This window comes from Phaeovulum molybdatiresistens (assembly GCF_023544865.1).
In the GTDB taxonomy this organism is placed as follows: Bacteria; Pseudomonadota; Alphaproteobacteria; order Rhodobacterales; family Rhodobacteraceae; genus Pontitalea.
In genome coordinates, this window is record NZ_JAMJFX010000028.1 from 19,820 (window position 1) to 32,829 (window position 13,010).

Annotated in this window: 14 protein-coding genes and 1 riboswitch; of the genes, 4 read left to right on the plus strand and 10 right to left on the minus strand. The window is 63.7% G+C overall.

All coding sequences use genetic code 11. The features are described from left to right. The first annotated feature begins 194 nt into the window (after positions 1-194). Positions 195-569 (plus strand): helix-turn-helix domain-containing protein, encoded by a 375-nt coding sequence (locus MXB90_RS15105; RefSeq protein ID WP_250046239.1) that lies wholly within the window; start codon positions 195-197, stop codon positions 567-569. A 263-nt stretch (positions 570-832) separates the two neighbouring features. On the opposite strand, the gene MXB90_RS15110 is transcribed toward MXB90_RS15105, so the two are convergent. From MXB90_RS15110 to MXB90_RS15140, 7 genes are all read right to left on the minus strand, one after another. Then, positions 833-2,062, minus strand: a complete 1,230-nt coding sequence (locus tag MXB90_RS15110; protein WP_250046241.1) for an NtaA/DmoA family FMN-dependent monooxygenase — start codon at positions 2,060-2,062, stop codon at positions 833-835. Then, positions 2,059-3,036, minus strand: a complete 978-nt coding sequence (locus MXB90_RS15115) for an ABC transporter substrate-binding protein (RefSeq protein ID WP_250046242.1) — start codon at positions 3,034-3,036, stop codon at positions 2,059-2,061. Before MXB90_RS15115 ends, MXB90_RS15110 begins: the two co-directional genes overlap by 4 nt. Beyond that, positions 3,033-3,776, minus strand: a complete 744-nt coding sequence (locus MXB90_RS15120; RefSeq protein ID WP_250046243.1) for an ABC transporter ATP-binding protein — start codon at positions 3,774-3,776, stop codon at positions 3,033-3,035. The genes MXB90_RS15115 and MXB90_RS15120 overlap by 4 nt, the downstream gene beginning before the upstream one ends. Next, positions 3,769-4,524 (minus strand): ABC transporter permease, encoded by a 756-nt coding sequence (locus MXB90_RS15125; protein ID WP_250046244.1) that lies wholly within the window; start codon positions 4,522-4,524, stop codon positions 3,769-3,771. Before MXB90_RS15125 ends, MXB90_RS15120 begins: the two co-directional genes overlap by 8 nt. A 19-nt stretch (positions 4,525-4,543) precedes the next feature. Further along, positions 4,544-5,155, minus strand: coding sequence for a Ykof family thiamine-binding protein (locus MXB90_RS15130; protein WP_250046245.1), 612 nt, complete (start codon positions 5,153-5,155; stop codon positions 4,544-4,546). Next, a riboswitch (TPP riboswitch) is annotated at positions 5,146-5,252 on the minus strand. (Overlaps the previous gene by 10 nt.) Positions 5,253-5,883: 631 nt before the next feature. Next, the gene (locus MXB90_RS15135) at positions 5,884-6,288 is read right to left on the minus strand and encodes a hypothetical protein (RefSeq protein ID WP_250046246.1); all 405 of its coding nucleotides are present in this window, start codon (positions 6,286-6,288) and stop codon (positions 5,884-5,886) included. Positions 6,289-6,450: 162 nt separating this feature from the next. Beyond that, positions 6,451-6,804 (minus strand): hypothetical protein, encoded by a 354-nt coding sequence (locus MXB90_RS15140; RefSeq protein ID WP_250046247.1) that lies wholly within the window; start codon positions 6,802-6,804, stop codon positions 6,451-6,453. Positions 6,805-6,842: 38 nt separating this feature from the next. On the opposite strand from MXB90_RS15140, the gene MXB90_RS17870 reads away from it, so the two are divergent. The 3 genes from MXB90_RS17870 to MXB90_RS15150 all read left to right on the plus strand — a co-directional run bounded on the left by MXB90_RS17870 (position 6,843) and on the right by MXB90_RS15150 (position 9,661). Next, positions 6,843-6,950, plus strand: a complete 108-nt coding sequence (locus tag MXB90_RS17870) for a DUF7220 family protein (protein ID WP_462982312.1) — start codon at positions 6,843-6,845, stop codon at positions 6,948-6,950. A gap of 189 nt (positions 6,951-7,139) precedes the next feature. Beyond that, entirely contained in the window at positions 7,140-7,346 is a 207-nt protein-coding gene (locus tag MXB90_RS15145) for a cold-shock protein (protein ID WP_103332067.1), read from the plus strand. A 395-nt stretch (positions 7,347-7,741) separates the two neighbouring features. Next, the gene (locus tag MXB90_RS15150; RefSeq protein ID WP_250046248.1) at positions 7,742-9,661 is read left to right on the plus strand and encodes an ATP-binding protein; all 1,920 of its coding nucleotides are present in this window, start codon (positions 7,742-7,744) and stop codon (positions 9,659-9,661) included. Between the two features lie 45 nt (positions 9,662-9,706). Here MXB90_RS15150 and MXB90_RS15155 read toward each other — a convergent pair whose 3' ends face one another. Genes MXB90_RS15155 through MXB90_RS15165 form a run of 3 tightly spaced genes read right to left on the minus strand, consistent with a single transcriptional unit; the run spans position 9,707 to position 12,840 of the window. Then, a complete protein-coding gene (locus MXB90_RS15155; RefSeq protein WP_250046250.1) occupies positions 9,707-11,263 on the minus strand; it encodes a DHA2 family efflux MFS transporter permease subunit in 1,557 nt (518 codons plus the stop codon). Then, entirely contained in the window at positions 11,250-12,410 is a 1,161-nt protein-coding gene (locus MXB90_RS15160) for an HlyD family secretion protein (protein WP_250046251.1), read from the minus strand. The genes MXB90_RS15155 and MXB90_RS15160 overlap by 14 nt, the downstream gene beginning before the upstream one ends. A 1-nt stretch (position 12,411) precedes the next feature. Beyond that, positions 12,412-12,840: a MarR family transcriptional regulator gene (locus tag MXB90_RS15165; protein ID WP_250046257.1), complete on the minus strand. Its 429-nt coding sequence runs from the start codon at positions 12,838-12,840 to the stop codon at positions 12,412-12,414. Between the last annotated feature and the right edge of the window lie 170 nt (positions 12,841-13,010).

The following is a 13,010-nucleotide window of genomic DNA, read 5'->3' on the forward strand; positions in this document are numbered from 1 at the left end:
GGATCTGCCCCGAAAACATCTTCGCGTGCCAACGCGGGTGCGGAGGCGGCTTTCGCTGCCTGGTTGCGCGCCGGAATGCCCCGCTGCAATCCCGCCGCCTGAACCCAAGGGGCACAGCAAGGTCTGAAGTCCTCAAGATTACCGCCCGGCCCCTTCTGGACCCATTTCCCCTCCGCCTGAAATCGGAGGAGAAAATGCTCACCTCGGAAGACCCCGCCGCGCATTGGGATCTTTCGCCCGACACGCTGCGACGCAAGATCAAGACCGGCGACTTGCACGCAGAGCGGATCAACCGGCGCTACCGGCTGGCTTGGCCCGACATCTGGGCCTGCGAGCGCGGCCCCCTGCCCCGTGGCGCGCGGGCGGATCGCTACAAGCTGCCGCTGCTGACCAAGCACCGCATCGCCCAGGCGCTGAATGTCAGCCCGCGCAGCGTCGAGCGGTGGATTGCGGATGGCATGCCCACGCGGGCGGTCTTTGGCTCGGTCCGTGCAAACCCCCGGGATGTGGCCGACTGGCTGGAACAGAGCCTTGGCCTGACCCTTTCAGCTGGCTGGTGGCGAGCATGATCGGCGGCATTCGCACAAGCCCGGGCGGGCAAATCACGACACGGGCGGGCAATCCTCGCCAGAAGCACAAAGGCTCCCAAACACTCATCGGCGTTCTGTTTGGGGGCCTTTGTGCCCATCCCGGGGAAATCGTGACAGAAGCGGGAAATCGCGCGACGTTGACGAAGGGGCTATGGCTTGATGCGGCACCGACGTCACGAAGGGCGGAACGTAGAAGGTCTGTGCTGCGACAAAACAATTGCATCGCGCACAGGACACCGCCGTCAGCCCACGCCCCCGCGCAAGTGGGGCATCACATGCTTGCCAAAGGTAGCAATGTCCTGCGGCAGTTCGGGCGGCATGATGTTGAAGCCGTCGGCTGCGCCCTCAGCGACCCAGTCTTTCAGCACCCGGGCCACATCGGCCCCGGTGCCCACCAGCAACAGATGCCCGCGCCCGGCTGCAAAACGCGCGATCAGTTGGCGCAGCGTCAGGCGGTTCCGCCGCGCCTCGGCTAGCAGCAGATGCGCGCGGGAATTGCTGAACCGGTTTTCCTGCAGGTCATCCGGGCCGAAGGGCAGTTCACGGTCAAGGTCAAAGCCGTCAAATGACAGGCCGGTGAAGCGGCCAAGTTTGACAAGCAGGTGATCCAGCCCGATCCTGTCGGTCAGGGTTTGCAGCTGTGCCTCGGCCTTTTCCCGGGTTTCAGCGATAAAGGCGACAACACCGGGCAGAACCTTGACCGCATCAGAATCGCGGCCCGCGGCGGCAGCCCCGGCGCGGATCGGGGCGCGGAAGGCTTTGGCAGAGGCCATGTCGGATTGGACAGTAAAGACATGGTCGGCATGGCGGGCGGCGAAGGCCATGCCCTCGGCCGATGACCCCGCCTGCGCCAGAAGCGGCCGGGCATGCGGCGCGGGCGACAGGTTCACGGGCCCGCCGGTCGCGCCATAGCGGCCCCGATGGGCCGTCTGATCCGGCGCGCGGCTAAGATACCGGCCCGAAGCCTTGTCTGCGACCCTTTCCACCCCATCCCACTGGGCCCAAAGCGCGCGGACGGCCTGCACCACATCCTCGGCCAGGGCGTAGCGGTCGGCCGTCGCGGGCATCTCGTCCCAGCCGAAATTCGCAGCCTCCTGCGGATAGGAGGAGGTGACGATGTTCCATCCGGCCCGCCCGCCCGACAGGTGGTGCAGCGACAGGATGCGGCGGGCCAGGTGCCAGGGGTGATTGAAACTGGTCGAGGCGGTGCCGGTCAGCCGCAGCCTCTCGGTCGCCCCGGCCAGCGCGGCCAGCACCATGAACGGATCAACCGTCTCGGACGGGTGATGTTCGGGCCGGTCCTGCAGGCACAGGATATCGCCCAGGAACAGCCCGTCAAAGCCCGCTGCCTCGGCCGCGCGGGCGCAGGCCAGCCAATGGGCCAGTTCCAGCGGCGCGGTGGCGCGCGCGTCGGGCGCACGCCAGGCCGCCTCGTGGCTGCCGTGGCCGAAGAGGACGGCGTTAAGGATCATTGCGCCATCCAGCCTTGATCAAACCAGCCCGACACATCGCCCGGCCAGACCAGCGCCGCGCCGCCCGCATCCTTCAGCACGCCGCTGTCGAACAGGAACCGCGCCATCGTTGTGAACCGCGCGGGGTCGATCCGGCCCACGGGGGCATCGCCGTCGCGCAAATAGCCGCCCGCGACGATGGCCTGCATCGACCCCTCGACCAGCGCGGGGTTGGGGAAATCACCCGCCGCGATCAGGATCCTGGCCGCCTCGGCCGGGTTGTCGGCCGCCCAGTCATAGCCCGCCTGCGTGGCGCGCATGAAGGCGGTGACCATTTCGGGGGCAGCCTCCAGAACCTCATCCCGGGTGGCGATATAGCCATTGTGCTGGTCGGGGATGCCATAATCGGCATAGCGGAAGGCCGATTGCTTGCGGCCCAGAAGCTGGCCGTTCACGCCTTCCCAGGTGGCAACTTCCAGCGTGAAATCAACCGCGCCGGTGGCCAGCGCCTCATAGGCGCCGGTGCCAAGGGTGACGGTATCCCAGACCGGATCGCCGCCGTCATTGCGGATCATCGTGCCGATCAAGGCCGCCTCCCAGGCGCTGCCGAACCCGGCATAGGTCTTGCCCGACAGATCGGCGGGCCGGGTGATCGCGGCATTGTCGGAATTATAGACCAGCCGCCCGGTTTCATGCTGCATGGTCGCCCAAAGCGCGGTCAGCGGCGCGCCACCGGCCTTGGCCATCAGGAAGCCAAGCGAGGTCAGATAACCGAAATCCGCCGCCCCCGAGGCCAGCAGCGCAGCCGAGCTGGTGTCGGAATAGGGCAGGATGTCGACCTCTAGCCCGGCCGCGGCATAAAACCCCCGGTCGCGCGCGACGATCAGGCCGATGTGGTTGGTGTTCAGCGTCCAATCCAGCGCGATGGTAACTTTCTCGGCCAGCGCCGGAAGCGGCAGGGCCAGCAGGGTGGCAAGAAGAAGGGGGCGGATCATCGGGGTGGGTCCTCCAGCAACAGGATTTTCAGGGTTTCGCGCAAAGGGGCCATGGCGGCCTCGTCGCGCCGGTCTTGGGGTATGGTGATCGGGATTTCGCGCAGGATGCGGCCGGGGCCCGTGGCCATCACAAGGATGCGATCGGCCAAGCGGGTCGCCTCGTGCAGGTCATGGGTCACCAGCAACACACCGCGTGGCTGGGCGCGCAGCCGGTCCATCAGCCAGTCCTGCATCCGCAGCCGCGTCACCGCATCCAGCGCCGAGAATGGCTCGTCCAGCAGGACAAGGCGGCTGTCCCGGGTGATCGTGCGCAGGAAGGCCGCGCGCTGGCGCATCCCGCCCGAAACCTGCGCGGGAAACAGCGCCTCGGCCCCGGCAAGACCGAAGGGCGCGAACAGCGGCGTCACCCGCGCCAGCGCCGCGCGGCGCGAAAGACCTGCGACGGTCAGGCCCAAAGCCGCGTTTTCCGCCAATGTCAGCCAGGGAAACAGCGCATCGCTTTGCGGCTGATAGCCAAGCGCGGCATGGGGCGGCCGGATCGGCGCGCCATCCAGCAGCACCTGCCCGCTTGCCCGCAATTCGCCCGGCAGGATCCCCGCCAGCCATTTCAGCACCGATGTCTTGCCGCAGCCCGACGGCCCGATCAGCGCGGTGATGCCCCTGTCGGGCAGGCGCAGCGACAGGTCGCGGACCAGATCGCGCCTGCCTGTGCTGATGGTCAGGCCCCGGATCTCAAGCATCGCGCCGCACCTCGGGGCCGCGCGCCGTCAGCCGGTCCAACAGCCGCAGCAGAGCCAGCAGCGTCAGCGTCAACAAGGCCGAAACCACCACCGCCGCCAGCACCAGATCGGCGCGAAAGTTGTTCTTGGCGGCCAGGATATAAATGCCCAGGCCCCGGCGCGCCCCGGCATATTCGGCAAAGATCGTCGCGACGATGGCATAGGTCGCGGAAATCCGCAGCCCGGCCAGAAAGCTCGCCCGGGCCGAGGGCAGCGTCGCGCGCCAAAACACCGCCCACCGCCCCGCCCCCATCGAGGCCAGCAGGTCGCGAAACGCCTGCGGCGTCTGGCGATAGCCCGACAGCAGGCTTAGCAGCATCGGAAAGAAGGTCACCAGAATGACCAGCAGCACCTTGGGCAATAGCCCAAAACCGAACCACAGGATCATCAGCGGCGCCAGCGCCACCAGCGGCACGGTCTGGCTTGCCGCGAAGACCGGCATCAACGCCCGTTCCGCCCGCGGCAGGAAATGCAGCAGAACCGAGGTTATCAGCGCAAAACCCACCGACAGCGAAAACCCCAACGTGGCGACACCCGCCGTGGCCAGCGCATGGGCGCCAATCTCGGCCCGGTTCAGGATCAGGGCGCCCAGAACACCCGAAGGCGCCGGCAGGACCAGCGCAGACACCCCCGACAGGCGGCAATACACCTCCCACCCGGCCAGAAGGGTAGCAAACAGCGCCAGCGGCGCCAGAACGCGCGACAGCATCCAACCCTCCCGTAGCGGCTCAGCGCGCCGAGGGGCTGTTGGCCGACGCCGTCAGGTCGATGGTGACATGGCCTTCCGCCGGGCCAAAACGCAGAAACGCCTGGCGCACGGTTTCAAACACCGCGCCCGCATCGCCCCGCAGCCGCGTGCAGAAATTCTTGGACCGCAGGAACGTGCCCGAGGATTTCAGGAAGTCGATGCAGCCATAGATCTCGTCCATGTGGCGATCCTGCCCCAGCACATAAAGCGAGAATTGCACGTCGATTTCGACCCCCATGACCGGCGCGCGAGCAACTTCGGCCAGGGCCAGCGCCTGCCGTTCAGCCAGCGGCAAGGCCTGCGCCACCGACAGGATATCACAGCGGCAGGCGGGCTCGTCAGGTTCGCCGGGGCAGCCGCGCGACAGGGTGACATGCATGGTCACATGCGCGGGGTCACGCGCCGTGCGGGCGAACAGATCGCGGATCGCATCCAGCAACGGCCCCGGCGCGCCCACCATCAGGGTCGAGACATCATCCGTCTCGATCCGCAACTGGTCGCGATAGGGGGAAAGGGCCTCAAGCCCCGAGAGGATGACGCGGACGAAATCCGACGTCATGGGATAAAGCGACACCTGCGCGCCGATGAACATGTTTTCCTCGCTCCGCCGGCATTACCCGGATCAGCTGTGAAGGGTTCGCGCGTCATTGCGCATCTCAGCCCCGAGCGGAGCACCCCTGGTTATGGTGCGACCATGGCGCCCCGCTGAAGGAGTGTCAAGCAGGTGCGAAGGGCCCTCCTCATGGGTCACCGACGGCTCGATACCGATGACCCAGCGGGCCATCCCACGGTTTGCCCCCGGCTGGTCAGGATCTTCGGCGGCGCGGCTGCATGCCATCACCACCAGGGTGGTCGAGATCGTGCCGCCCGGCCGTCACCTTCAGGGCCAGGGCCGGGGCATCGCCGGGATTCCCGCCCTCTTGGCTGACGAATTCCTCAATCAACCGCTCCGGTTCGCACGGGCCTCTTGCGGCTCTCGCCGATCCGGGACCGGGACGGCGGGGATGCCCTTGATGCACAAGGGCGCGGCATCCAACTGTTTTCAAAAGAAAAATACACAGGTTTACATCTTCTGCAAAATATTGTGCAAACTGGATCCGCGATTGCAGCATGAGTGTAAGGATGCATTTCCGGACCTGACAACGAGGCAGCTAAAGTTCATTGCAGTGCAATCGAGAGTCCGACCCGTTCATCCAGCGAAGATGACCGGCAAGGAGCTCGGTAGACGACCGCTTCAACTAGGGGTCGTTTTGAACTTTCGCATTGCCGGTCACCGGCGCGACCCCCTGTCAGATTTGGATCGCGCCGGTCGTCATCATGTCAGGCGCCGGAAAGCTTGCGGCCTTGATCGGTCGCCTGCACCGCGCGTTCGAGCTCGGAAATCGGACCTCCCTCACACAACGCGGCAAGACATTCACCAAGGCTTTCCTCAAGCAGACAGATCTCGGCAGCGACCGAGGCTTCTGAAGCCAGAGCCGCAAAACGACCAGTTTCTTCAGGCACACATTCGCCAGACGGGCCACGGGCAAGAAGATCGTGGAGGGCAGTCAGTTCCCGCGCGAGGCGGCGGGTCATCTGTGGTACATTGATGAGATCTCCGATCAATGCCGCGGTCCGCTTTTCCGCGCGCATCCCGCCAAGAAGACGCGCGGCGCAACAGTATGCGTTCCGATGCAAGTGCATGTGTTCGACCAGGGCGTCGAACGGTTCAGACCAGTTTTTCATGGGGTTTCTCCCGGAAAACGACCTCGCTTTGGTCTGAGGTCAAGAAGTCCGCCCGGATCATCCCTGCCTTTTCGGCGCTTTGGTGCTGGTGGTCCCAGCGCGCGGAGAGGACCGTGACCTCGGCAAGCGCCGGTGGGCGGACGCGCGTGCAGCTGCCTCTCTTCAGCCCGGTCTTCTTCCGACCCGGCGGCTGCTGCACCGCAGCAAGCAATCGCCGGGGCGGAAGAAGCGGAGCCCCTGTTCTTCAGGAAGGTTTCGAATGATCCCCTCTGTGCCAGCCGACGGTCTGCGTGACGTCGGTCCCGGACCGCCGCGCGACAGGGCTGTTGCCCTGGCCTCTTGCGAGCCCAAGATCGGGTGCAGAGGGTCGTCGAGCCGGATCCCCAAGCCCGGCGCGATCTCGCCATCGCCCTCAGCCACCTCGGTGAGGTAGAACAGGAACTGGGTGAGGTTGATATGGCAAGAGCGAACTTTGAAGAAATGGATCTGTATCAGGGCCAATGTCGCATCAGCCATTTTTCGCCAGATCCCCTGTCCCACCGGATTTCAACAGGTTGCGCTGCAGTTCCCTGCCTGATCGTGCCGATATCGGCCTTGTCTTCACCGGCACCTCGCTCATTCGCGGGTATGTGTTGCGCAGGCTGTTCGAGCGCTGGCTGTGACAGGTTCGGCCAAAGGTTCGAGTTTATTTCAACCCGGGCCTTGCAATCACGGGTGCCGATGGTCACCTTGGTAGAGCAAAGCTTCTTCTTTCGACCTTCTGTTTCCTTACGGCTTCAGTTGCGACTCTGACGACACTGGGCCGGGCCATCGCGATCATGTGGGTGGCAAATAATTGAGGAGACATCACGATGGCCAATGGCACCGTGAAATGGTTCAACGCCACCAAGGGTTTCGGTTTCATCGCTCCGGCGCAGGGCTCCAAGGACGTGTTCGTCCATGTGTCCGCGCTGGAACGCGCCGGGATCCGTCAGCTGGATGACGGTCAGGCTGTGACGTTCGACCTGGAAAGCGACCGCAACGGTCGGGAATCCGCGACGAACCTCGCGCTGGCCTGAACGCAAGTTCAGAAGGCGTGACTATCAAGGCGGGGGTGACGAAAGTCACCCCCGCTTTTTCATGTCGGGTTCACCCGGACGCAAGACGACAGACGCTCACCTGAACCAGAGGTGCCGGGTTAATCGGCCGCGCAGGCGGGAAACAGGTAAGAATAAAGTGGGGGTTTGGCGAGCCCTGCCATTCGTCAACTGGTCAGGCCAGATATGGCATCGCCACCATCCGCCTTCAAATGGCGCCCAAGTAGGGTAATCTTTTGATTTTGCTCCACAACAGATACTGGCAGTGTGCGCTTGTCCACGTCTTTGCTGGCGGGCGACCAGCCTGGCAACCATCTGATTGCCAATCTGAACGGGCTACGCTTTGATCCTGGCGATTGAAGGAAAAGCCGAGGCCGGTGAAGCGGCAAATTGATAAAGCAGGTGAGATAAACAGCATGGCAATTCGCTCTATCCCGGTCGATCAGCGCGTCATCGATATCGACTCGCGACGCTTTGCCTCGGTGGAAAAGGCCTTGGTCGAACTGATCACCAACAGCGACGAAAGCTATGCGCGGATGGAGCGGGCTGGCGGGCACCCGACCGGCCAGATCCAGATCGAATACGAACGGCACCGCGCCGGTGCGCTGCTGGTCCTGACGGACCAGGCAGAGGGGATGTCGTTTGAACGTGTCTCTGCCATTCTGACCTATGGCGGAGCCCACAGTCCGCTTGCGCGCGGCGAGGGAACCGGTCGGGGCTATTTCGGGCGGGGACTGAAGCAAGCCGTTTATGGGCTTGGGCATGGTTGGATCGAGACGATCCGCGACGGAAGATATTCTCGGATCGAGCTTTTTCGAGGCGACAACGGGGGCTACCTCTATGAGGACGGAGGCGGGGACCGCGCGGCCACGCCGCACGACCATGACCGGCTTGGCATCATCGAACACGGCACCAGGGTTTCGATCGTCGTCGAGAATGCACATGCCAATATCTCGCTTTTCAGGACGCTGGTCACGGCCGTGCGCGACAACATCTATCTGCGCGACATCCTTGCGCGGCGCGAGATCGAGTTGCTGAACCTGCAGCAGCGCAAGGTGATCGAGCGGAGCGGGCGCGTGGTCTTTGAGGAACCTCCTGCCTCGGTTCTGCTCGGGCCGGATCAGCCGGGGACCTTCAGCCATGACGGTGTGGACTACGCGTTCACGATCACCCTCAAACGGGCCATCGGTGTCGAACTGACGCTGAAAGGGGACGAGCGCACGAACGGTCTGGTCGTCATTTCGGGCATGGCTGCGCTCGATTGTCAGTTGTTCGAGCATGAAAACCAGACCGGGACGGAATACCTTTTCGGCACGGTCCGTTGCCCGGCCCTGATCGCGCAGCTGGGCAAGGGAGAGGCGATCATCAGTGACGAACGGGAAGGCCTGAACCAGAGGCACCCCTTCGTGCTGGCCTTCGGTCGTGCTGTCAGCAGGATGATAGCGCCGCATGTGCTTGCCGAACAGGAAAAGCTCAAACATCTGGAGCGGGCCTCGACCTCGGATCGCACCAGCCACATGATCGAGAACCTGCTGCACCACATGAGCCAGGCGGCCACCCATGACCTTGGCATCGTGCTGCCCTCAGGCGCGGACACACAAGAAGCTGATCCAACAGCCGCGCTGCGCTTCAGCACACCCTTCTACTACCGCAAGGTCGGGCATCCGTTCCGGGTCTCTCTGCTGATCGACCCCGATCAGATTCCCGCCGATGCAGAGCTGACGTTCGATGGTGCGCTGCCCGAGACGCTGAGGTTCGAACCTTTGCCCGCCACTCTGTCCTTGCGGGACTTGGCCGACAAGACGCGTCTGGAATGGACGGTTGTTGCCGATGAACCAGCACGCGGCGAGATCACGGTCCGGGCGGGCGCATACTGGGCATGGTGCGAGGTCGTGGTCGCGGAAAACGCGACCGGACATCCGCGCGGCGACACGGTCAAAACCGAGCGGAGACGCCGGGTTCCACGCGACCACGGGCTCGACATGTTCATGGGCTACGAATTCCGCGCTTTGCCGGGTGACAGGGCGCGGGCGATCTACGACCCGAACAAGCGCAAGATCATCATCAATACCACTGCGCCCACCGTGCAGCTTTATGTCGATGGGCGAGGGTATTTTCGTGATACGGCACGGTTGCTGCTGGCCGAGCTTTTCATGGACGTGATTTCAGACGAGCTGGCCCGCCGGATTCTGGAAAGGTCCGGCAAGTCCGGCGATGCCCAGGCGTTTCACGCAGCCAAGCAGGAGATCGTGCGCAAATACGGCAGCGACATTCACCTGTCGTTCCTGAACAGGTGATCAGGCGCGGCGCCCGGATCATGATTTCCGGGGCCTTTGGTGGTGTCACGATTCCGGCGCGCCCCGCCGCGCGTGCCACATGAACCAGGTTGGCACGAGGGCGAGGATGAAGATCGCAAAGACAACGATGAACCCATCCTGAAAGGCCGCGTTCGAGGCCTGAATCGTGATGGTCTGGCCCAGGAATGACGTCGCCGCCGGCAGCAACTGGTGATCCGGAACGCCGCCATGCTGCATGAGGTCCGCGACCCCCTGCAAAAGATCCATCGTGGCGACATTGTCGGTAGTCTGGGTTGCGGCAAAGGCCTCTGCATGCAGGATCGTGCGCCGTTCGATGAACACGCTCAGCAGATTCACCCCGAAGGCACCGCCCAATTGCCGGATGAAGTTCGAGGCACCGGAACCCTGCCCAAGCAGATGGCGCGGCAAGACGTTCAGCGACCCGGTCGAGATGGCCGGAAACACCAGGCCCAGGCCGATGCGCGACACCACGGTCCACCAGGCCAGGGTCCAGAAGGTCGTGTTGACGTCGGCGCCCGCCATCAGCCAGGACGACCCGGCAAAGATCGCCATCCCGATCGCGATCATCACTGCCGCCGGCACCCGATCCGAGAGCCTGCCCGCAATCGGGAAGACGACCAGCATTGCAAAGCCCGAAGGCATCAGCAATAACCCCGCCTGTGTCGGCGTCATTCCCTGGATCTGCTGGACGAATACCGGAAGCAGATAGGTAGAGCCAAACAGCCCTGCCCCGAGGATGAACGACACGACCGAGGCCGAAACGAAGGCGAAATTGCCGAAAATTCTGACATCGAGCATCGGCTTCGCGGTGCGCATCTCCCATGCGACGAACGCCAGCCCCGCCGCGACGGAAACCGCAAAGCCCAGCAGGATCGGGTTTGACTCCCACCCCATCCTTTGACCGTTCGACAAGGTGCTGAGCAGGGTGGCAAGAAACACCGACAGGATCGCGACCCCGGCGACGTCGAAACCCTGCCGGGGACCCGTCTCTTCACGACCGGGAAGAAACAGATTTGACAGCAGGATCGAGATCCCGGCGAAAGGCAGGCCCAGGTAGAAGACGAAGCGCCAGTCGAAGGCATCCATCAGCACGCCACCGACCCAAGGCCCCAAGGCGGGGGCCAGAACGACCCCCACACCATAGATCCCCATGGCAGCGCCCCGCTTGTCGGGTGGGAAGACCTTGAACAACATGATCATCGCAAGTGGCTGGACGATGCCGGCCGCCGCCCCCTGCACAACGCGGGCCAAGGTCAGGACCGTTTCATTCGGGGCCAGTCCACCAAGAACAGAGCCGACCAGAAAGACCGCCATCGAGGCATTCATCGCCAGTCGTGCACCAAAGGCGCGTTCGGCCCAATCGGCCAGAAGCATGGTGACCGTCATGGCGGCGAGGAACCCGGTCGAAAGCCATTGCGCCTGCACAGCGCTGATCCCGAAGGCTCCCATCACCGCCGGGATCGCCACGTTCACGATGGTCGTGGACAGAACCACCGAGATGGTCGCGATCATGATCGTCCCGGTTGCATACCATTTATAGGCGGGGCCGTGGCGATCGAAAAAGCGATCAACCTGCGACATCGACATGGACCTCGACCATCATGCCGGGACGAAGCGCGGTCCCCTCGGCCTCGATCGACAGCCGGATCGGCAGACGTTGCGTGACCTTGGTGAAATTGCCCGACGGGTTCGGGCTCGGCAGCAAGGCAAGCTGGCTGGTGGCCACACCACCGATATTCGTCACGGCGCCGATGAATGTCTGGCCGGGGTATCCATCGACCGTGATCCGGGCTTTTGAGCCCAGACGGATCTTGGCGAGGTCGGTTTCCTTGACATTCGCGTCGATCCAGACCCGATCGGGCGCATGATACATGATCAGCCGGGTGCCTGGCGTCACATATTCGCCGACATCGACCGATGTCGCATCCACGATCCCGTGAAAATCGGCGGCGATCGTGCGATGCGCAAGATCGATCTGTTTCAGACTGCGTTCAACCTCAATCCCCGTGCGCTCTGCGATCATCGTGGCAATCTGCCGATCGAGGACCTCAAGCTGCGCGGTATCCGCTGTAACGCTTGCAATATTCGCCGTCGCGGCCTCGATCGCGGCGCGGGCAGCGCGTTCCTGCTGGCGCGCCGTATCCATGGCGACACGGGCGTCATCAAGATCCTGCTGGGCGGAAATGTTGCGATCGACCAACTGACTGACCCTGTTGAAACGGCTCTGGGCATTCCCCAGCACCGCGAGGGTCGCCTCATGGTTCGCTTCGGCGGCCGAAAGGCCCGCCTGCGCCGCCTCATGTCGGGCGCGAAGTTGGTCCTGAAGCAGTGACTTCTGGGCTTCGACCTGGGCCACCTGCGCATCCGCCGCCGCGAGCCTGGATTGCACGGCATCCAGTTGCAGCTGCGCGGTGCCCAGGTCGATGCGCGCAAGCAGGTCACCCGGGGCGACGGTGTCGCCCATCGCGACCGGCAGTTCGGTCACCCGTCCGGCCACTTCACTGGAAATCCTGACGACGGCGGCTCCGATGCGCGCATCCGTGATATGGACCTGTGAAAACAGACCCATCACCCAGGGGCCCGCCAACAGGAAAATGCCAACCATCACGCCCACGGCGGCAAGAACACGGACCTTTCGCGTCCGGCTCCGCCGCGCGGCATGTGGCGGCGCATCGGTCGCTGTGTCCGGGGGCGTCATGCCTGCCAGGTTCGGCTTGATTCCATCCATTCTACTCACCGTTCATCGTCTCCAAGCGCGCGGCAACCTGGCTCAGAACCCTGTTTGCGATCCGCAGATCCTCTTCCGAAACATCCGCCAGTAACGCGACACGGCTGTCGGCGGCGATCCGCTTCATCTCTTGTATCAGGGGGGTTGCCTGGCCTGTCAGACGCAGCGTCTTGGCCCGGCGATCCCGATGGCAAGGGCGGCGCTCCACAAGGCCGGCCTTCTCAAGTCCATCAAGCAGACGGACCAGAGTGGCCCCCTCGATCCCGAGGGTCCGCGCCAGTTCTATCTGGGTCGCCTCTTCATGGCGCGACAGTTCGAACAGAACGCTCCAGCGGGCCTGCGTCAGGTCCAGATGACGAAACCGCATGTCCAGCTGCCGCCGCCATTGGCGCGCAACGGCGCCAACGGACTGCGCAAAGACTTGCATCATGTCAGGTTCGGCCTGCATTGGCACATCCACTCAACTGCATTGCTATTTATTAGCAACCTAATTAATAGTCACCTATCAACTTGGCAAGAGACAGGCTCTGTTGCACAAATCAGCTGATGGCCGAGGTTTCCCTTTCCCTGGACAGAGTCATCCCACAGCTTCAGTGACGG

Excerpts from the sequence above, each read along its gene's own strand:
- MXB90_RS15105 (WP_250046239.1), top strand. The coding sequence starts at position 195 with ATGCTCACCTCGGAAGACCCCGCCGCGCATTGGGATCTTTCGCCCGAC.
- MXB90_RS15110 (WP_250046241.1), bottom strand. The coding sequence starts at position 2,062 with ATGATCCTTAACGCCGTCCTCTTCGGCCACGGCAGCCACGAGGCGGCC.
- MXB90_RS15115 (WP_250046242.1), bottom strand. The coding sequence starts at position 3,036 with ATGATCCGCCCCCTTCTTCTTGCCACCCTGCTGGCCCTGCCGCTTCCG.
- MXB90_RS15120 (WP_250046243.1), bottom strand. The coding sequence starts at position 3,776 with ATGCTTGAGATCCGGGGCCTGACCATCAGCACAGGCAGGCGCGATCTG.
- MXB90_RS15125 (WP_250046244.1), bottom strand. The coding sequence starts at position 4,524 with ATGCTGTCGCGCGTTCTGGCGCCGCTGGCGCTGTTTGCTACCCTTCTG.
- MXB90_RS15130 (WP_250046245.1), bottom strand. The coding sequence starts at position 5,155 with ATGTTCATCGGCGCGCAGGTGTCGCTTTATCCCATGACGTCGGATTTC.
- MXB90_RS15135 (WP_250046246.1), bottom strand. The coding sequence starts at position 6,288 with ATGAAAAACTGGTCTGAACCGTTCGACGCCCTGGTCGAACACATGCAC.
- MXB90_RS15140 (WP_250046247.1), bottom strand. The coding sequence starts at position 6,804 with ATGGCTGATGCGACATTGGCCCTGATACAGATCCATTTCTTCAAAGTT.
- MXB90_RS15145 (WP_103332067.1), top strand. The coding sequence starts at position 7,140 with ATGGCCAATGGCACCGTGAAATGGTTCAACGCCACCAAGGGTTTCGGT.
- MXB90_RS15155 (WP_250046250.1), bottom strand. The coding sequence starts at position 11,263 with ATGTCGCAGGTTGATCGCTTTTTCGATCGCCACGGCCCCGCCTATAAA.
- MXB90_RS15160 (WP_250046251.1), bottom strand. The coding sequence starts at position 12,410 with ATGGATGGAATCAAGCCGAACCTGGCAGGCATGACGCCCCCGGACACA.
- MXB90_RS15165 (WP_250046257.1), bottom strand. The coding sequence starts at position 12,840 with ATGATGCAAGTCTTTGCGCAGTCCGTTGGCGCCGTTGCGCGCCAATGG.